Below are 18,751 nucleotides of genomic sequence, written 5' to 3' on the forward strand. Positions count from 1 at the left end.
CGCGCCCTCGCGGGTGCGGCGCCTCCTCGTCCGGACGGCCCGGCCGGGTGTGCGCCGGGCGGCGTTCAGCCCGCGGCCGGCCGCTTGCGCCGGTGCGCCCGCCAGGTGGTGGCCCACCGCTCCGGGTCGTCGAGGGCGCTGCCGTCGAGCTGGCCGATGACCTGCCGGTGCGGCGCGGTGCGCACCAGGTCGGGGTCGCGGTGGGCCTCGTCGCAGACGTGGGCGAGCACGTCCATCCAGTAGTCGAGGTCCTCCTTCGACCACATCTCCCCGGCCTCCGGGGTGAACGGCTCGGGGACGATCCACGGCTCGTGGCTGAGCCAGAAGGCGTCGATGCCGAAGTCGACCATGCGGTTCTGCACGTCGTGGGCGGTGACGCCGGTGCGCTCGGTGAGCTCCCCCAGGCTGTACCGGGTCATCTCCAGCCGCCGCTCGGTCAGGTGCGGCTGGGACTTGGTGACCCCCGGGATCCGCAGCAGCCGCTGCTCCATGTAGTTGTTCGCCAGCACGGAGATGTCGGCGGCCTCCCGCATGCCGGCAGCACCCATCGCGCGGGCCCAGGCGTAGGCCCGGACCACCTGGGGGACGTTGCCCAGGAACTCGCGCACCCGGCCGACGCCCTCCGGACCCTGCTCGACCAGGTGGTAGCCCTCCTCGTCCCGGGTCACCAGCGGCCCGGGGAGGAACCGCTCCAGCTCCGCGGTGCAGCCGTAGGCCCCGACGGCCGGCCCGCCGCCGCCCTTGGCCACGCCGAAGGTCTTGTGCAGCATGAACATGCAGGCGTCGAAACCCAGGTCGGCCGCCCGGATCCGGGTCATGACGCCGTTGAAGTTGGCGTGGTCGTAGAAGCAGAGCCCGCCGGCCTCGTGCACGAGCTCCACCCACCGCTTGATGTGAGGGTTGTAGATGCCCATGTCGTCGGGGTTGTTGACCATGAGGGCGGCGGTGCGGTCCGACAGCGCCGCCTCGAGCGCGGCCACCGACGGGTACCCGTCCCCCTCCAGCGGCAGGGTGATCACGTCGAAGCCGGCCGCCGCCGCCGTCGCGGGGTTGCACGGGTGCGCCTGCGCGGTGGTGATGATCTCCGTCCGCTGCCCGAGCTCGCCGCGGGAGGCGTGGTAGGCCCGGGTCAGGCAGGCGTGCAGGTAGGCGGCGTCGGCCCCGCCGCCGGCCTGGAACACGAAGCGGTCCATCCCCGACAGCTCGCGGAGCACCAGGTCGAAGTCGTGCACCACCTGCAGCAGCCCCTGCATCGTGGACTCGTGCTGGTGGGGGTGGACCTCCGCGACCTCGGGGCGGGCCACCACCTGCTCGCCCAGCTGCGGGTTGTACTTCATGGTGCAGGTGCCGAACAGGCTGATGCCCATCATGCCCATCGTCTGCTGCGACAGGTGCAGGTAGTGCCGCTGCACCTCGGGCTCGGTGAGCTCCGGCAGCGCCGGGGGCGCCGCCCGGCGCATCCCCCGGGGCACCAGGTCCTCCGCCGGCCCGACGGTCTGGGCGATCCCCGGCTCGGTGTCGGGGATCCGGGTGCCGCGCCGGCCGGGCGCACCCATCTCCATCACCAGCGGCTCGTCCCACACCGCCGCGTGGTAGCGCCTCAGCTGCTCGCTCATGCCGTCACCTCTCGGAGGGCCTCGACCAGTCGGTCGACGTCGGTCTGCGTGTGGACCTCGGTGACGCAGTACAGCGCCGCCTCACCGAGCTCGGGGAAGTCCTGGCTGAGATCCTTGCCGCCGAAGATGCCGCGGTCGCGCAGGGCGGCGTCGATCTCCGCCACCCGGCGGCCGGTGCCGCTGAAGTCGACGACGAACTCCCGGAAGAAGCCCTGCGGCCAGCGCACCTCCACCCCGGGGAGCTCGGTGATGCGCCGGGCGGCGTAGTGGCTGCGCTGCAGCACCGTCTCGCCCAGCTCGACGAAGCCCTGCGGCCCCATGAGCGACATGTAGACCGCGTTCACCACGGCCCAGAGGTAGACCGAGTTGCCCGTCCAGTCCTTTCCGCCCTCCCGGGCGCCGTAGGAGGACTGCTCGAACAGCGTCATGCCGAAGCCCCGCTGACCGGGCACGACGGTGTCGCAGATGCTGACGTTGAGCGTGGGGAACTCGCGCGCGTACCGCTCCTCGTCGCGGCTGGCGATGAAGCCGCCCACCCCGCCGCCGGCGTTCATGTGCACGCCCAGCGTCTGCGTCGTGCCGACGGCGATGTCGGCGCCGAGCTCACCGGGCGGGGCGAGGACGCCCAGCGAGATCGGGTCCACGCCCATGATCGTCTCGGCGCCGGCGGCGCGGGCCAGCGCCGCGATCTCGGCCATGTCGGACTCGACGACGCCGAGGTACGTGGGCGTCTCCACGTACACCGCGGCCGTGCGCCCACCGAGCTTCCCGCGGAGGTCGGCGAGGTCCAGCCGGCCGGTGGCGGGGTCGTGCTCGACCGGCACCAGCCGCAGGTGGCGCTCCAGCTCCGGGCTGCCGCAGTAGCTGCGGACCACCGCCAGCCGCTCGGGGTCCATCCCCCGCGGCACGAGCACCTCCTCGCGGCCGGTGAGCCGGGCGGCCATGCGGAGCGCGTGGCCCGCGGCGCAACCCCAGCTGTAGACGGGCAGGCCGACGAAGTCGAGCGCGAGCAGCTCGCCGAGCTGGCTGGTGAACTCGAACCACGCCTGCATCCGGCCCTGGTCCGACGAGGGCGTGCCCCACACCGGCGTCAGGAACTCGGCGCGCCGGCCGATCTCGTCGCAGACGGCGGGCACGTGGTGCTGCCAGCACCCGGCGCCGAGGAAGCTGAGGTTCTCCTCGCAGGAGCGGGTGCGCCCCAGCACCTCCGTCAGGTGGCGGCGCAGGTCGGCCTCGGCCACCAGCTGCGGCGGCAGCGAGATCCCCCGGGAGACCCGGTGGTCACCGGGGATCTGCTCGAAGAGCTCCTCGACCTCCCGGGCGCCGACGGCGGCCAGCATCTGGGCGCGGGCGTCGTCGGTCGAGCTGGCCATGTACGGGTGCGCTCGGGACTTCTGCGGGGACTGCATGGGACCTCCGGATCGGTGCGGGGACGGGGCGGACGGGCGGCTCAGCCGGCCACCCGCAGGACGGTGCTCGTGCCGGGTGCGGTCAGGACGCGGCGGTAGCCGGCGAGCGGGGTGCCGGGGCCGGCGTCGTCGTCGAGGTCGACGTGGAGCACCGGCGGGTCCAGGGCGGCCAGCTTCGACGCGCCGGCCAGGATCACGACGTCGTCGCCCACGAGCCGCAGCACCTCGGCGCTCAGCTGCTGGTTCCCGCGGCCCAGGAGGAAGCCCTGGCCGCCGACCACGCCGAGGAACAGCGAGGCCGGGCCCCGGGCCGCCAGGAGCCCGAGCAGCTCGCGCTCGGTGAGGTCCCGGCCCACCAGGCGCCCGCCCCGCACGGCGTCCACGCCGCGCAGCGAGCCGTCCAGCCCCAGGGCCCGGAGCAGCCGGCCCGTGGTCGTCCCCGGCCCGACCAGGTAGAGCCGGTCGGGCTCCAGCGAACCGGCCAGCTGCCGGCACAGCGCGTCCAGTGCGGCGTCGTCGTCCTGCGCCGACCCGGCCTTGCTCCGCTGCAGCCGGTCCGCCGCGTGGGGCACCAGGGCGCTGCCGTGGAGCACCGGGGAGCCGCTGAGCGGGTCGACGTCCACGACCTCCCGCTCCGCGACCGGCAGGCCGGGTGCGGCGAGGAAGCGGGCGGCGAGCGCACCGGCGGCGCGGGGGGTGGTCGCGAACACCGCGGAGTGCATCTTGACCCCGCAGGGCACGCCGAGGACGGGGACGTCGGTGCCGACCGCCGCCAGGACGTCCCGGGCGGTCCCGTCCCCACCGGCGAACAGGAGCAGCTCGACCCCCTGGTCGCGCATGCACCGGGCGGCCTCTTGCGTGTCGCGCGCCGTCGTGGGCCCGGTGCCTGCGCGCGGCACCTCCTCCACGGTCAACCCGGCGGCACGGGCCGGGTCCGCGCCCATCTCGCCCGCGGCCGCCAGCACGGTGGTGCCGGGCGCCGAGCGGGCGATCTGCGCGAGGACCTGACCGGCGCGCCGGGCGGCGCGGGGGACGGCGCCGCGCTCCCGCGCGCGGTCGGCCCACACCCCGTCCGTGCCGTGCAGGGCGACCCGGCCGCCCATGCCGGCGACCGGGTTCACGAGCACTCCGAGCACGCGCCCTCCCCGTCCGACAGCCCTTCCGCGTCTGTTCGTCATACGCACATGAACACCGCTGTCCGAACATAGGGGGCGAAACGTGCCGTGTCCACGCTTGCCCGCCGCTGCGCCGGCCTGCGAGCATGCGGTGTGCCCTCCTCCGCCTCCCGCCTGCCCACGGGCCCCGCGCTGGAGCGCGGCCGCCCCGTCACCGTGCTCCTCGAGGGCCGGCCCGTTCCCGCGCACGCCGGCGAGAGCGTGGCGGCGCTGCTGCTGGTGGAGGGGCACGCCGCGACCCGCGAGACGCCGTCCGGGGCGCCCCGCGGGGTCTTCTGCGGCATGGGGGTCTGCTTCGACTGCCTCGTGGTGGTGGACGACGTCCCCAACACCCGTGCCTGCACGACCCCCGTCGCCGACGGCATGCGGGTCGCCCGGCAGCAGGGCTGGCGCGCCGTCGGCGACGGGACCGGTCAGCTGGGCTCTTCGACCAGCGAGACGTAGAGCCCGTCGGGGTCCTCGAGGTAGGCGTACCGCCACTCCCCCGCGCCGACGTCGACCGCCTGCACGTCGCTGCGGAAGCGCACCCCGGTCGCGCGCAGCTCGCTCACGGCCGCGTCGAGGTCGGTCACCCCCACGGCGAACTCCATGGGGCCGAGGTGCCCCCACTCGCCGCGGCAGTCCGGACCCGGGGGCGAGAGCCGGACGGGCTCGATGCCGGCTCCGCCCCCTGCGGCGTGCGCCAGCACGAAGTGCTGGTCGGGCAGCGGCCGGGTGCTGTACCAGGGCGCCATGGCGTCGAAGAAGCCGTGCGACTCGAACAGGAGCTCGGTGAACCCCAGCCGGGCGTAGAACTCCCGGGTGGCGTCCATGTCGCTCACCCCGAAGGCGACGTGGTTGACGCCCTCCACCCGCGGCTGCGCCGGCGGCGTCTCCTGCAGGCCGGTCCACTCGATCAGCTCGATCTTCCCCCGCCAGGGGTCACCGATGTAGGAGAGATCGGCAGGGACGTCGTCCGGTGCGAGCACGGCGCTGAGGGGTTCCATGAGCGGCTCGCAGCCCAGCTCGTCGACCAGCCGCCGGTGCACCGCCTCGACGTCGTGCACGTGCAGGCACACCTCGCAGATGCCCACCTCGCCGTACTGCTGACCGGCGGGCGCGGGCGGCGAGCCGTCGCCGTCGAGCACCTGGACCAGCTTGACGCGGCCCGGCCCCAGCCGGGTGGTGTTCCCGTGCCGCAGCATGACCGTGCGGGCGGCGCGCCGCTGCCGGTGGGTCAGCTCCTCCAGGCCCGGCAGCTCGCCGGAGTGGTCGAAGACGACCTCGGTGAAGCCGAGCCGCCGCCCGTAGAACTCCAGCGCCCGCTCCATGTCGCCGACCCCGATGCCGACGTGGTCGACGCCGCGGAAGACGCTCGCCCCCGCCGCACCCGGGCCGTCCCCGGGCAGCGGCACGCGCGGGGCCGGGGTCACAGCAGGCCGCCCTGGACGAGCACCTCGCGGATCGCCTGCAGGCTCGCGGGGTCGGTCACCGGCAGCCGGGGCCGCCGCGGCACGCCACCGGGCTGGCCGAGCATCGCCATGATCGCCTTGAGCTGGCTCTGGTAGGCGCCCCAGTGCCCGGCCCACCCGCCGGGCAGCCACAGCCGGGGGAACAGCTCGTCGATGCGCTTGGCGTGGACCCGGCAGACCTCGTGGTCCCCCCGCCAGAAGGCCTCCCAGAACTGCGGGTCGGGCGCGCCGAACAGGGTCCCCCCGCCGATCGTCCCGTCGCCGGCGCCACCCAGCAGCACCTCGAAGCCCTCGGTGGACATGAACTGGCCGAAGACGCGGACCCGGCCGGCGAGTGCCCGGGCGGTCGCGTGGAACTGCGCGACGTCGGGGGTGCTGTCCTTCAGGGCCACGACGGTGTCGACCTCGGCGATCCGCTCGGCGAGCGCGGTGCCGATGTCGACGCTGGTGCCGTGCGGCCAGTTGTAGACCATGAGCGGGGCGTCGGTGGCCCGCGAGATGTCGCGGTAGAACTCGACGATCTCGTCGGGGAACGGCTTGGCGTACGGCGGCGGGGTCGAGGCGACGCCGTCGGCGCCCGCGGCCATCGCGTGCCGGGCGAGGCCGGCGACCCGGTCGGCCGTGTAGTCGGTGCAGCCGATCACGACGGTCATCCGCCCCGCGACGTGCTCGACGGCGGCCTCGGCCACCGCGCGGCGCTCGGCGTCGGTCTGGGCGAACCACTCGCCGCTCGTCCCGTTCACCAGCACGCCGTGCAGCCCCTCGCCGGCGTAGAAGTCCAGCAGATCCCGGAAGGTGTCCAGGTCCAGCGCCCCGTCCTCGCGGAAGGGGGTCGGGCAGGCGGCCCAGTAGCCGCGCCAGGTCACGTCGGTGCGATCCATGTCTCTCCTCGGTCAGGCGGCCGGGCGGCCGGCCGGGTTGCGGTCCGGCGAGTACTCCGGGGGCAGCGGGCGGCTCGACGGGCGGGCCATGTGCTCGGCGAGCAGCCGGGCCATCAGCGGGCTCAGCGTGAAGCCCGTCGTCGCGATGCAGGTGAAGTAGCCCGGCACGGCGCCGGACTCCCCGACGATCGGCGAGAGGTCGTCGGTGAACGCCATGACGCCGGTCCACATGCGGACGACCCGGACGTCGGCGAGGCCGGGCATGACCCGGACGGCGACGCCCATGTTGCCGGCGGCGCTGTCCCACCGCGTGGTGTGCCGGGAGGGGTGGGGCGCGGGGGCGGAGGGCCAGCCGCCGCCGATGATGAACGTCCCGTTGCCGGACTGCTTGAGCGAGAGCCGACGGCCGATGTGCTGCACCAGCGGGTCCAGGACGTGCTCGCGCGGCTCGGTCACGTTGACGTGCAGGCCCTCGGCCCGCAGCGGGAGGGTCAGCCCGCTGAGGCGGGCGACCTCGCCGGCCCACGCGCCGGCCGCGTTGACCACGCGCCGGGCCCGGATGGTGCCCGCGTCGGTGCGGACGGTGAAACCCGTGCCCGCCGGCGTGCGCGCGACGACCTCCCGCACCCGGGCGTGCGTGCGGATCTCCGCGCCGGCCTGCTGGGCGCGCAGCGCGAACAGCGGGGCCGACACGAGCGGGTTGGCGTGCCCCTCCGTCGCGCAGTACGACGCCCCGGTGAGGTCGTCGGCCAGGTAGGGCGCGAAGGCCCGCAGCTCGCCGGCGAGCAGCACCTGCGTCTCCAGCCCGGCCTCCGCCTCGATCCGGTTCTTGTCGACGAGCAACCGGAGCTCGGCGTCGGTCTCGGCCACCATGAGCCCGCCGGTGGTGTGCACCCCCATCGGCGCGTCGAGCTCCTGCTCCAGCTCGGTCCACATCCGCGCCGCCTGGGCGTGCAGCCGCACCTCGGCGAGCAGCCGGTCGCGCACGTTGTCGGTGCCCCACGCCGTCAGCTGGTGCAGCGCGATCTGGAAGTGGAAGCTGCCCGCGTTCGTGCCCGAGGCCTGGCGGTTCAGCTCCTCGCGCTCCACGAGGACGACGTCCACCCCCTCGCGGGCGAGGTAGTAGGCCACGGCGGACCCGGCGAGACCGCCGCCGAGCACGAGCACGTCGGTGTCGGCGGGCAGCTCCTGCCGCAGGTGGGCGGCCGACGGGGAGAGCACCGCCCCGTCACCGGGTGCCGGATCACGCGTCACGGGTGAAGAACCCTCCGTCCTGCAGCTGCTCGTCGGCGACCGCCGACGCCGGCACCGGCCGCACCGGGGAGCGCGGCGTGCCGGTGGGGACCTCCGCCAGGCGCAGGCCGTGACGCCGGGCGACCCGTGCGGCGACCTGCCGCTGGCAGCTGCGCCCCTGGCACAGGCCCATGCCGGCGCGGGTGTAGCCCTTCACGACGTTGACGTCGGCGGTCGTCTCCGCGGCGCGGTCCACGGCCGCGCAGGTGACCTCCTCGCAGCGGCAGACCACCGTGTCGGCGGTGGCCAGGTCGTAGACGCCGGGGCCCACGCGGTAGAGCCGGCCGAGCGCCTCCCGGAAGACGCGCTTGCGGTCCAGTCGCGCACGCAGCGGCCGCGCCCTCTCCCGTGCGGCGGGCAGCGGCAGGCGGCCGAGGTCCAGCGCCGCGCCGATCGCGGCGAGCCTGCCCTCGTCGACCGCCACCAGCGCCCCGGCGACGCCCGTGCCGTCGCCGGCGGCGAGCACGCCGGGGACCGAGGTGCGCATCCACTCGTCGAGCTCGACCACCGGCCCGCCGAGGTCCTCGTCGTACCGCAGCGCGCAGCCGGCGACCCGCATCAGCTCGACGGAGGGGAAGAAGCCGTAGCCCAGGCAGAGCGTGTCGACCTCGATCCGCTCCTCGGTCCCCGGGAGCACCCGCCACCCGCTGTCCACGGCGGCGTGCACGACGGCCGCCAGGCGGTCGCCGCCCTCGGCGCGGACGACGATCCGGCGGTAGCGCAGGGGCACCCGTCCGCGGAGGAGTGCCGCGCGGTAGCGCAGCCCGTCCAGCAGCAGCTGCCGGTTCCCCCGCGCCGCGCCGAGCAGCCGGAGCGCGTCGCGGGGAGCCGGCGGCGGCCCGGCCTCCAGGGCGGCGACGACGTTGACCCCGTAGCCGTGCAGCTGCGCGGGGAAGGCGAGCGCCAGGGGTCCGCTGCCGGCGAACAGGACCCGCTCCCCCGGCGCCACGCGCTGCGTCTTGACCAGCGTCTGCGCCCCTCCGGCCGTCAGCACGCCGGGGAGGTCCCAGCCGGGGAAGACGACCGGCCGGTCGTGCGCGCCGGGCGCCAGGAGGACGCGACCGGCGCGCACGGTGCGCACCGGCTCGCCCTCGGTGTGGAGGACGACGTCGCCGTCGCGCAGGGTCAGCACGGAGGTGCGCAGCAGGACGTGCGCGCCGCTGCGCTGCGTGGCGTCGATCAGCACCCGGCCGGCGACGTGGTCGCGGCCGAGCGCGGCGTGGTCCCGGACCACGAAGCCCTCGCCGGGCTGCTTGTAGATCTGCCCGCCGAGGCTCGGCCGCTCGTCGACCAGCGCGACGTGGAGGCCGAGCTCCCGCGCCGTGGTGGCCGCGGCCATCCCGGCGGGCCCGCCGCCCACGACCAGGAGGTCGTACCGCCCGGTGGCTCCGTCCATCCCCGCGCCTGCCGTCCCTCCTGCCCGGGCGTGCGGTCCGGCCGCCGCGCCCGGCTGTTCAGCGGATGTAGCTGGCACCGTTGACGTCCAGCGTCGCGCCGGTGAGGTGCCGGCAGCTGCCGGTCGCGAGCCAGGCGACCAGGCGGCCGACCTCGTCGGCCGGCACCATCTCCCCCATGGCCAGCCCCGCGTTGACGGCGTCGATGCCACCCCGGGTCGCCGCGGAGATCTCCGAGAGCCGGGTGCGCACGATGCCGGGCGCCACGACGTAGGCGAGGATCCCGTCGGCGGCGTGGTTGCGGGCGACCGTCTGGGTGAGCGCCTTGACCGCCGACTTCGAGGCGGCGTACGCCGGCAGCTGCGGGATCGCCGAGCCGCGCTGCGCCGCCCAGCTGGACAGGGTCACCAGCGTGCCGCCGCCCTGTGCCAGCCAGTGCCGCACCGCCTCCCGGACGAGGCTCGCGGGCTCGAGCACGTTGACCCGCATCGCAGTCTCCCACCCGTGGTCCCAGTCCTCGTCGGTGGCGTCCCAGGGGGTCTCGGGCATCACCGCGGCGTTGACGACGAGCACGTCGACCCGGCCCTTCCATGCCACGGCGCGACGCCACAGCTCCCGGCCCGAGCCGGGCTGCGCGAGATCGGCCTGCAGCAGCAGGCTCCGCCCCGGACCGAGGCCCGCGACCGCCTCGGCGGCGCCCTGCCGGTGGCCGCCGTAGTGCGCGACGACGTCGGCACCGGCCTCGCCCAGGATCCGCGCGGTCGCCGCGCCGATGCCACGGGAGGCACCGGTCAGCAGCACCGTCCTGCCACTCAGGTCGTCCACGACCGTGCTCCTCGTCCCCTGCTCGTCCGCGTGCGGGTGCCGGCGCACCCGCGTGGTCTCCCGGCCGGGGCCCTCACGGACCGGCCGCCTCGAGCAGCCGGGCCGCGGCGCGCCCCGGGTCGCCGTCGTCGGCCCAGTCGACGTCGACGACGACCTCGTCCACCCCGGCCGCGGCCAGCTCGGGGAGCCGCCGGGCGACCTCGTCGCTGCGACCGGCGGAGTCGACCAGGCGCAGCACGACCGACGTGGCGGCGGGTTGCCGGCCCGCTCCGGCGGCCGCGTGGTGCACCGCCTCGCGCCCCGCGGCGAGCTCGGCGACGTCCAGGGCGTCCAGCGACTGCTGGGCCAGCCACCCCTCGGCCAGGCGGCCGGCCCGCCCCAGCGCCACCGGCGAGTGGCCGCCGACCAGCAGCGGGACCGGTCCCGCGGGCCGCGGCAGGCACAGCACGTCCTCGGGCACCTCGTAGTGCTCGTAGCGCCGCGCGGCGGGCGCCCCGGTCCAGCAGTCGCGCAGGATCGCGATCCACTCCTCCAGGCGTGCACCGCGCTGCCCGAACGGCACGCCGAGCGCGTGGAACTCCTCGCGCAGCCAGCCGGCGCCGACGCCCAGCCGCAGCCGCCCGCCGCTGAGCACGTCCAGCGAGGCGGCCTGCTTGGCCAGCACCAACGGGGCCCGCAGCGGGAGGACCAGCACCGCGGTGCCGAGCGAGGCGCGCCGCGTCGCCGCGGCGGCGAGCGTCAGCGCGACCAGCGCGTCGAAGTAGGGGGTGTGCGTGTCCCACGTGGCCCGGCCGTCGGCCGTGAAGGGGTAGTGCGAGCGGATCGTCCCGGGCAGCACCACGTGGTCGCTGACCCACAGGGAGGCGAAGCCGGCGTCCTCGAGGGTGCGGGCCATCGCCCCGATCCCCCGCTCGACGGGGAGCGGCCCGCTGCTGGGCACCTTCGCGCCGATCCGCACCCCGCGCCTCCCTCCGTCCACCGCCGATGAGCTGCGATCACTAGAGCCCATGGCGCGGGTGTTCGTCAAGCGACCACTCCGTGCGCTGGGCGAACATCCGGCAGGTCACGCGCCACCGGCCCCGCGCCACCGGGCGGGCGGCGCGGGGTCCGGGAGCGGGGTGCGTCAGGCGGAGGGGACGGCGACGCCGGCCAGCGCCGCGTCCAGCTCCAGCTCCAGCTCGCGCACGGCCCCGTCGAGCTGGTCGAGCACGGCCCGGGTGGCCGCCGTGGGTGCGGTGTCGGAGAGCTCGACCACGATCTCCGGGAGCAGCTTGAGCTTCGCGACCAGCCCCGGCGGCCGCTTCAGCTCGTCCGCGTGGTTGGTGGCACTGCCGAGCAGCAGCTTCTCGAGCCGCTCGAGCTCGCCGTCGACCTCGGGCGGGAGCCCGTCACCGGCCGCACGCGCGCTCCGGATCCGGGAGACGGCCACCCCGATGTCGTCGAGCCGGTCCCGGACCCGCACGAGCAGCTCGTACTGGGCCTGGAGCGCCGCGTCGTCGCTGAAGATCCGCGGGTCGCGCACCACCCGCACCCTTGCGCGCCGCCGCTGGTCGCCCACGACCAGCTCGACGCCGTAGCTGCCCGGTGGGACCCGCGGCCCGGGGGTCACCGCCTCGACCGACCCGTCCTCGCCGGGCGCGCTCACCGCCGGTTCCACGCGCAGGTCCCAGACCAGCCGCTGGAGCCCGGTCCGCGCCGGCCGCACCGCGGGCGTCGGCGCCGGCCGGCCCTCGACCGGTTCGCTGGACAGCGTGCGGAGCACCGCGCCGGCGCTGTCCGTGATGCGCAGCGTCACCGGCTGGTCCGCGAGGTCGGCGCCGGCGCGGTACCAGACCGCCAGGCCGTTGGGCGGGTTCTCCCCGCCGTCGATGACCACGTTGCGCGTGGTGCCGTCCTCGTCCCGCTCCACGGTGAACGACGCGCCGCCGAGGGGCACACCCGGGAACCCCCCGACCCACGTGCCCTCGCCCGGCATGTCGAAGCCGGTCGGCGTCGGGTAGCGGTACACCAGCGGCGGGGTGTGCAGCACGAGCGAGTCCTCCACCGCCGCCTCGCGCACCGGCGTCAGGTCGTCGAGCACCCAGAACCCGCGACCGTGCGTGGCGGCGACCAGCTCGTGGTCGCGCACCTTGAGGTCGTAGACCGGCACCGGCGGCAGCGCCGAGCCCAGCGGCGCCCAGGTGCGGCCGCCGTCGGCGGAGTACCGGGCGGCGCGCTCGGTGCCCACGTACAGCAACCCGGCGCGGGCCGGGTCCTCCCGGACCGAGCGCAGCCACTCCCCGGCGGGCAGCCCGGCCGCGAGCGACTCCCACGACCGGCCGTGGTCCTCGGTGCGCCAGAGGTAGGGGGCACGGTCACCGATCCGGTAGCCGTGCGCGGCGACGTACGCGGTGCCGGAGGCGTGCCGCGACACCTCGATGCGCGTGACCGTCGTGAACGGCGGCAGCTCCGGCGGGGTGACGTCGTGCCAGGTCTCGCCGCCGTCCCGGGTGACGTGCACCAGCCCGTCGTCGCTGCCGGCCCAGAGCTCCGCGGGGTCCAGCGGCGACTCCGCGAAGGCGTAGATCGTGCAGTAGACCTCCGCGCCGGTGGTGTCCGGCGTGATGGGGCCCCCGCTCGCGGTCTGCTTCGAGGGGTCGTCGCGGGTCAGGTCGGGGCTGATCGCCTCCCAGGACATGCCCTTGTCCGCGGAGCGGAAGACCCGCTCGCCGGCCACGTAGAGCAGGCCGGGGTCGTGCTGGGAGAACTCGATCGGGTAGGTCCAGCCGAAGCGGTGCCGGTGGGTGGAGGGCGCGGTACCCATGAAGTGCTCGACCCAGACGGCGATGTCCTGCGGTTGCTCGGTCACCTGGTCGAAGCGCAGCAGCGGGCCGGGGTGGCCGAACCCCGCGCCGCCGACGACGACGAACCGCGGGTCGGCCGGGTCGCAGGCCACGTCCCCCGCCTCGGCCTCGCCGAGCTCGAGGCAGTCGGGCCAGCGGATCGCGCCCTTCCAGGAACGCGACGGCACCCGGATGCCGGAGTTGTCCTGCTGGGTGCCGTAGAGGTCGAAGGGGAACTCCCGCCCGATGTCGACCCGGTAGATCTGGGCGGTCGACTGGTTGTAGATCGAGGAGAAGGTCTGCCCGCCGTTGTAGCTGATGCAGGCGCCGCCGTCGTTCCCCTGCACCAGGCGCTGGGGGTCGCGGGGGTCGATCCACAGGTCGTGGTTGTCACCGTGCGGGGTCTGCACCTGCGTGAACGTCTCCCCGCCGTCGCGCGACCGCCAGAACGAGAGGTTGCAGGTGTAGACGGTGTCGGCGTCCACCGGGTCGGCGAACACGTGGCTGTAGTACCAGGGGCGGCCGGTCTGGCCGGACTCCGCGTTCACCCGGGTCCAGGAACCGCCGCGGTCGTCGCTCCGGTAGAGGCCGCTCTGCTCGCCCTCGGCCTCGACCACCGCGTAGACGCGCTCGGGCCGTGCCGGCGAGACCGACACCCCGATCCGCCCCAGCAGCCCCGTCGGGAAGCCGGGTGAGGCGCTCATCGGCTCCCAGGTCCGGCCGCCGTCCAGGGTGCGGAAGAGGTCGCTGCCGGGGCCCCCGCTGCGCATGTCCCACGGGTGCCGGATCGCCTGCCACATGGCGGCGAACATGACGTCGGGGTCGTTCGGGTCGAGGCTCAGGTCGGCGGCGCCGGTGTGCTCGTCGACGTGGAGGATGCGCTCCCAGGTCTCGCCGTCGTCGTCGGTGCGGTAGACGCCCCGCTCGCCACCGGCGCTGAAGATGTCCCCGAGCGCGGCGACCACCACCGTCTCCGGGCGCCCGGGGTGCACCCGCACCCGGGAGATGTGCCGGGTCTCCGCCAGTCCGCGGTGCTGCCACGTCGCCCCGTCGTCCAGCGACCGGTAGACCCCGTCGCCCTGCACGACGTTGTTGCGCACGCACGCCTCGCCGGTCCCCACCCACACGGTGGACGGGCGCGACGGCGCCAGCGCGATGGCGCCGATCGCCGAGCTGGTCAGCCAGCCGTCGGACACGTTGCGCCAGTAGGTGCCGCCGTCGTCGGTGCGCCACACCCCGCCGGCGCAGGCGCCGAAGTAGGCGACGGCCGGCTGGTCGGGGTGCCCCGCGACGGCGACGCTGCGCCCACCGCGGGAGGGACCGACGCTGCGCCAGCGCAGCGCCGAGCTGAGGTCGGCCGTGGTCATGGAGCGGTGTTCTCCCAGGTTCGGTTCGCGGGGCCGGGCAGGCGCCGGCCCCTGTGGCGGCGGGTGCGGGTCAGAGGGGCTCGATGCGCAGGATCGCGCGGGCGCTCGTGATCTGCGCCGGGTCGTAGGGGCGGCCGAAGTAGAGCTGCGCGAGGTCGTCGGCGTGGCTGCGCGCCGCATCACCGTGCACGACGTCGACGACCCGGCCCCGCACCTCGGCGTAGTGGTAGGGGTTCGCGGAGTCGATGATGCAGACCACCACGCGCGGGTCGTTCTGCACGTTCTTGAACTTCGCCCGGTGCACCTCGGTGTTGATCAGCACGTGGTCGTCGTCGCAGTCGACCCACATCACCTGCGCCACGGGCTGGCCGTCGGGACGCAGGGTCGTCAACGTCGCGAAGTTCTTGCCCTTGGCGAGCTCGCGGACGTCGTCGCTCAGCATGGTGGTGCCTCCAGGGCATCGGGTCGCGCGCCGCGCGACGGGGTCGGGGACGGGACCGGTGTCACGCGACCCGGACGCGGGAGTCGAGCAGGGCGTAGCCCAGGTCCACGAGGATGTTCGCGAGGACGACGAAGAAGGACGCCACCAGCATGACGCCGACGATCACCGGCTGGTCGCCGCGGGTGACCGAGTCGACGGCCACGCGGCCGATGCCGTTGAGGCCGAAGATCTGCTCGGTCACCACCAGGCCGCCCATGAGCAGGCCGAGGTCGAGGCCGAACTGGGTGAAGATCGGGGTGACCGAGCTGCGCAGCCCGTGCCGGTACACCACCCGGCGCTCCGACAGCCCCTTGCTGCGGGCCGTCCGGATGTAGTCCTCCTCGAGCACGCCGAGCAGCTGGCCCCGCGTCAGCCGGGCGTAGGTCGCCGCGGTGACGAAGGCGACGGTGATCCACGGCAGCACCAGGTGGCGCGCCCACTCCGCCGGGTTCTCGGTGAACGGCACGTACCCGGCCGCCGGGAAGATCGGCAGGCCGTTGGTCGTCAGCTGGTAGAAGAGCAGGTAGAGCAGCACGAGCCCGAGCACGAACGTCGGGACGCTGAGCCCGCTGAGCACGAACAGCGTGCTGGCCCGGTCGAGCAGGGAACCCGGGCGCCGCGCCGCGGCGATCCCCACGAGGACGCCGACGACCAGCGCCACGGCGATCGCCCCGAACGCCACCGAGGCCGTCACCGGCAGCCGGCTGACGATCGTGTCGAGCACCGGCTCCTGGTTGTAGTACGAGTAGCCGAGGTCGCCCCGCAGCAGGCCCTCCACGAACTGGCCGTAGCGCTCGAGGACCGGCTGGTCCAGCCCCAGGCGCTCGCGCACCTGGTCGACCTGCGCGTTGGTGGCCTGCGGGCCGGCCAGCGTCCGTGCCGGGTCGTTGGGCGCGACGTAGAACAGGGTGAACATCAGGACGCTGATGGCGAACAGCGTCAGCAGGCCGGAGGCGATCCGGCGCAGCAGGAAGCGGGTCACGACCGGATCTCCTCGGCCTTCTCGTCGCGGGCCGCGTCGGCGGCCAGGGCCTTGCGCCGCGCCTTCTTCGCCCGCTCGGTGCGGAAGGAGTGCCGCGGGTCGAGCGCGTCGCGCACCGAGTCGCCGAGCAGGTTGAAGGCGAGCGTGAGGGCGAGCAGCGCCGCGGCTGGGAAGGCGACCATCCACCAGGCGACCGTGTAGAGGCTGCCGGCGGACGCGGCCGCGAGCATGTTCCCCCAGGTGGCGGTGGGCGGCAGCACGCCGAGCCCGAGGAAGGACAGCATCGCCTCGAACACGATCGCCTGCGGCACCAGCAGCGTGCCGTAGATGACGATGGGCACGAGGAGGTTCGGGAGGATGTCGACGGCCATGATCCGCCGGTTCTTCGCCCCGAGCGACGTCGCGGCCTCCACGAACTCGCGCTCCCGCAGCGAGAGCACCTGACCGCGGACGACGCGGGCGATCGGCGCCCAGGTGAACAGCACGATCACCGCCACGGTCACCGCGAGGCCCGGCCCGGCCAGGGAGACCAGCGAGATGGCGAAGAGCAGCTGGGGCAGGGAGAGCGTGGTGTCCATCAACCAGTTCAGGACGACGTCGACCTTGCCCCGGCGGAAGCCGGCGACCAGCCCGACGAGGGTGCCGATCCCGAGGCTGCACACGGTGGCCAGCGCCCCCACCAGCAGGGAGATGCGCGCCCCGTAGGCCAGCCGCACGAACAGGTCGCGACCGAGTTGGTCGGTGCCGAGCCAGAACTCCGAGTTCGGCCCCACCGGCGTCCCGAAGGAGTCCAGCCCCGTCTCGCGGTACTGCATGTTGGGGTCGTGGCCGGTCAGGACGGTCGCCAGGGGGGCCGCGAGGGCGACCACGACCGCCAGGGCGATCACCGCCGCCGAGGCGACCGCCACCCGGTCGGCCCGCAGCCGGCGCAACGCCAGCTGCAGCGGGCTGCGCGCCGTGACGGGGGCGTCGTCGGTCACGTGGCTCATGTTCATCGTGGACGCGGTCACCGGAGGGCCTCCACACGGGTCAGCGGATGGATGCACGCGGCCGCCCGCTCCGGACCGTCACCTGCCTTCGGGACCAGCGCCGGCACCTCGTCGCTGCAGTCCGGCTGCGCCACGGGGCAGCGCGGGTGGAACCGGCAGCCGGCCGGCGGCGCGATGGGCGAGGGGACGTCGCCCTGCAGCAGGACGCGGCCACCGGCGCGCGTCTCGTCCAGCTCCAGCGTCGGGGCGGCGTCGAGCAGGGCCCGCGTGTAGGGGTGCCGCGGGTCGGCGTACACCCGTTCGGTCGGCCCCGTCTCCACGACCTTGCCCAGGTACATGACGGCCAGCCGGTCGGCGACGTGCTCCACGACGGCGAGGTCGTGGGCGATGAAGACGTAGGTCAGGCCGAGCTCGCGCTGCAGCTCCGCGAGCAGGTTGAGGATCTGCGCCTGGATGGAGACGTCCAGCGCCGACACCGGCTCGTCGCAGACCACGAGCCTGGGGTTGAGCGCCAGCGCGCGGGCGATGCCGATGCGCTGGCGCTGCCCGCCGGAGAACTCGGCCGGGAAGCGGTTGTAGTGCTCCGGGTTCAGGCCGACGAGCTCCATGAGCTCCTGGACGCGGCTGCGCACCCCGTCCTTGCGCCCGTGGATGACCAGCGGGTCGGCGATGATCGAGCCCACCCTGCGCTGGGGGTTCAGTGCTCCGTACGGGTCCTGGAAGATCAGCTGCACGTCCTGCCGGATCGCCCGGCGCTCGGCGGCGGACAGCTCCGCCATGCTCCGGCCGCCGATCTCGACCGAGCCCCCGGTGGGCGGGATCAGCCCGGTGAGCACCCGGGCCAGCGTCGACTTGCCGCAGCCGGACTCCCCCACGATGCCGAGCGTCTCGCCCTCGTGGACCTCCAGGCTCACGCCGTCGACCGCGCGGACCGGGTCCGCCACCCGGCCCAGGATTCCCTTCCGCGGCCCGGGGAAGTGCACCGTGACGTCGGTGAGGCGGGCGAGCGGGGTGGCGCCGCGGGCCGGCTCGGTCGTGGAGGCGTGCACGGCCGGCGGCAGCACGACCGGTCCCGCGTGCGATGCGGGGAGCAGGCAGGCCGAGGACTGCGTGCCGGCGACGTGCTGCTCCGGGGGGCGCTGCTCCAGGCACTCGGGCATGGGGTGCGCGCACCGGGGCGCGAACGAGCAGACCGGGCGGTCGACCAGCAGGCTCGGCGGCTGGCCGGGGATCGGGACGAGGGCCGCCGACCGCTGGCCACCGCGCGGGACCGAGGCGAGCAGCCCGCGGGTGTAGGGGTGGTGGGGGCGGGCGAAGAGCTCGTCGCGGGTGCCCCGCTCGACGATCCGCCCGCCGTACATGGTGAGCACGCGGTCGGCCACCTCGGTCACCACACCGAGGTCGTGGGTGATCATGATGATCGCGGTGCCGTGCTCGCGCTGCAGGTCCTCCAGCAGCTGGAGCAGCTGGGCCTGGACGGTCACGTCCAGCGCCGTCGTCGGCTCGTCGGCGACGAGCAACGCCGGCCGCAGCGCCAGCGCGAGGGCCATCATCACGCGCTGGCGCATGCCGCCGGAGAACTGGTGCGGGTAGTCGTCGGCGCGGCGCTCGGGCGCGGGGATGCCCACCTCGCCGAGCAGCTCGACGACGCGTTTGCGGGCCTCACCGGCCGGCACGCCGTGCGCCCTCAACGCCTCGGCGATCTGCCAGCCGACGCGGTACTGCGGGTGCAGGCTCGACAGCGGGTCCTGGAAGACCATGCCGATGCGCGCGCCGCGCACGCCGCGCAGCTCGGCCGGCGACATGGTCAGCAGGTCGCGGCCCTCGAAGACCGCGCGGCCGCTCACCTCCGCTCCCCTGGCCAGGCCCACCATGGCCTGCGTGCTGACCGACTTCCCGGAGCCGGATTCCCCGACGATGACGACGGTCTCTCCGGCGTCCAGCTCGAACGACACGTCGCGCACGGCGTGGAGGACCCCGTCGCCGGTCGGGAACGAGACATCGAGGTTCTCGACGGTCAGCAGCACAGTTGCTCCGCTCGGGTGGGTGGCCAGGGGGGCGGGAGG

15 protein-coding genes are annotated in these 18,751 nt (G+C 74.8%); 1 reads left to right on the forward strand and 14 read right to left on the reverse strand.

What is annotated here, in order from left to right; translation table 11 throughout:
* Positions 1–65 precede the first annotated feature (65 nt).
* Genes gcvPB through E9549_RS12100 form a run of 3 tightly spaced genes read right to left on the reverse strand, consistent with a single transcriptional unit; the run spans position 66 to position 4,161 of the window.
* A complete protein-coding gene (gene gcvPB, locus E9549_RS12090) occupies positions 66–1,616 on the reverse strand; it encodes an aminomethyl-transferring glycine dehydrogenase subunit GcvPB (RefSeq protein WP_236826785.1) in 1,551 nt (516 codons plus the stop codon).
* Positions 1,613–3,025, reverse strand: coding sequence for an aminomethyl-transferring glycine dehydrogenase subunit GcvPA (gcvPA, locus tag E9549_RS12095; protein ID WP_236826786.1), 1,413 nt, complete (start codon positions 3,023–3,025; stop codon positions 1,613–1,615). The genes gcvPB and gcvPA overlap by 4 nt, the downstream gene beginning before the upstream one ends.
* 41 nt (positions 3,026–3,066) lie before the next feature.
* Positions 3,067–4,161 (reverse strand): ATP-NAD kinase family protein, encoded by a 1,095-nt coding sequence (locus tag E9549_RS12100; RefSeq protein ID WP_236826787.1) that lies wholly within the window; start codon positions 4,159–4,161, stop codon positions 3,067–3,069.
* A 132-nt stretch (positions 4,162–4,293) separates the two neighbouring features.
* Between E9549_RS12100 and E9549_RS12105 the strand changes: the two genes are divergently transcribed.
* Positions 4,294–4,644, forward strand: coding sequence for a (2Fe-2S)-binding protein (locus E9549_RS12105; RefSeq protein ID WP_236826788.1), 351 nt, complete (start codon positions 4,294–4,296; stop codon positions 4,642–4,644).
* Here E9549_RS12105 and E9549_RS12110 read toward each other — a convergent pair.
* The 11 genes from E9549_RS12110 to E9549_RS12160 form a co-directional block, all read right to left on the reverse strand.
* A complete protein-coding gene (locus E9549_RS12110) occupies positions 4,614–5,612 on the reverse strand; it encodes a VOC family protein (RefSeq protein ID WP_236826789.1) in 999 nt (332 codons plus the stop codon). The two genes, E9549_RS12105 and E9549_RS12110, sit on opposite strands and share 31 nt — an antisense overlap.
* Positions 5,609–6,532: a dihydrodipicolinate synthase family protein gene (locus tag E9549_RS12115; protein ID WP_236826790.1), complete on the reverse strand. Its 924-nt coding sequence runs from the start codon at positions 6,530–6,532 to the stop codon at positions 5,609–5,611. Before E9549_RS12115 ends, E9549_RS12110 begins: the two co-directional genes overlap by 4 nt.
* Before the next feature lie 12 nt (positions 6,533–6,544).
* The gene (locus E9549_RS12120; protein ID WP_236826791.1) at positions 6,545–7,786 is read right to left on the reverse strand and encodes an FAD-binding oxidoreductase; all 1,242 of its coding nucleotides are present in this window, start codon (positions 7,784–7,786) and stop codon (positions 6,545–6,547) included.
* Positions 7,776–9,221 carry an NAD(P)/FAD-dependent oxidoreductase gene (locus tag E9549_RS12125; protein WP_236826792.1) on the reverse strand — a complete coding sequence of 482 codons (1,446 nt, stop codon included), beginning with the start codon at positions 9,219–9,221 and terminating at the stop codon, positions 7,776–7,778. The genes E9549_RS12120 and E9549_RS12125 overlap by 11 nt, the downstream gene beginning before the upstream one ends.
* 58 nt (positions 9,222–9,279) lie before the next feature.
* Positions 9,280–10,044: an SDR family NAD(P)-dependent oxidoreductase gene (locus E9549_RS12130; RefSeq protein ID WP_236826793.1), complete on the reverse strand. Its 765-nt coding sequence runs from the start codon at positions 10,042–10,044 to the stop codon at positions 9,280–9,282.
* 73 nt (positions 10,045–10,117) lie between these two features.
* Positions 10,118–11,002 carry a TIGR03619 family F420-dependent LLM class oxidoreductase gene (locus tag E9549_RS12135; RefSeq protein WP_236826794.1) on the reverse strand — a complete coding sequence of 295 codons (885 nt, stop codon included), beginning with the start codon at positions 11,000–11,002 and terminating at the stop codon, positions 10,118–10,120.
* A 165-nt stretch (positions 11,003–11,167) separates the two neighbouring features.
* Positions 11,168–14,233, reverse strand: a complete 3,066-nt coding sequence (locus E9549_RS12140) for a sialidase family protein (RefSeq protein WP_236826795.1) — start codon at positions 14,231–14,233, stop codon at positions 11,168–11,170.
* A gap of 70 nt (positions 14,234–14,303) precedes the next feature.
* The gene (locus E9549_RS12145; RefSeq protein WP_236826796.1) at positions 14,304–14,675 is read right to left on the reverse strand and encodes a PPOX class F420-dependent oxidoreductase; all 372 of its coding nucleotides are present in this window, start codon (positions 14,673–14,675) and stop codon (positions 14,304–14,306) included.
* A 61-nt stretch (positions 14,676–14,736) separates the two neighbouring features.
* Positions 14,737–15,696, reverse strand: coding sequence for an ABC transporter permease (locus E9549_RS12150; protein ID WP_236826797.1), 960 nt, complete (start codon positions 15,694–15,696; stop codon positions 14,737–14,739).
* A complete protein-coding gene (locus E9549_RS12155; protein ID WP_236826798.1) occupies positions 15,693–16,706 on the reverse strand; it encodes an ABC transporter permease in 1,014 nt (337 codons plus the stop codon). The genes E9549_RS12150 and E9549_RS12155 overlap by 4 nt, the downstream gene beginning before the upstream one ends.
* A partial coding sequence (locus E9549_RS12160; RefSeq protein ID WP_236826799.1) for an ABC transporter ATP-binding protein occupies positions 16,703–18,751 on the reverse strand: 2,049 nt, incomplete at its 5' end. The genes E9549_RS12160 and E9549_RS12155, both read right to left, overlap by 4 nt.

The sequence above is a fragment of the Blastococcus sp. MG754426 genome, from assembly GCF_021699055.1.
Taxonomy (GTDB): domain Bacteria; phylum Actinomycetota; class Actinomycetes; order Mycobacteriales; family Geodermatophilaceae; genus Blastococcus.

What these genes read in the sequence shown, in the direction of transcription:
- E9549_RS12115 (WP_236826790.1), bottom strand. Translation starts at nt 6,532, where the DNA reads ATGGATCGCACCGACGTGACCTGGCGCGGCTACTGGGCCGCCTGCCCG.
- E9549_RS12125 (WP_236826792.1), bottom strand. Translation starts at nt 9,221, where the DNA reads ATGGACGGAGCCACCGGGCGGTACGACCTCCTGGTCGTGGGCGGCGGG.
- gcvPB (WP_236826785.1), bottom strand. Translation starts at nt 1,616, where the DNA reads ATGAGCGAGCAGCTGAGGCGCTACCACGCGGCGGTGTGGGACGAGCCG.
- gcvPA (WP_236826786.1), bottom strand. Translation starts at nt 3,025, where the DNA reads ATGCAGTCCCCGCAGAAGTCCCGAGCGCACCCGTACATGGCCAGCTCG.
- E9549_RS12145 (WP_236826796.1), bottom strand. Translation starts at nt 14,675, where the DNA reads ATGCTGAGCGACGACGTCCGCGAGCTCGCCAAGGGCAAGAACTTCGCG.
- E9549_RS12140 (WP_236826795.1), bottom strand. Translation starts at nt 14,233, where the DNA reads ATGACCACGGCCGACCTCAGCTCGGCGCTGCGCTGGCGCAGCGTCGGT.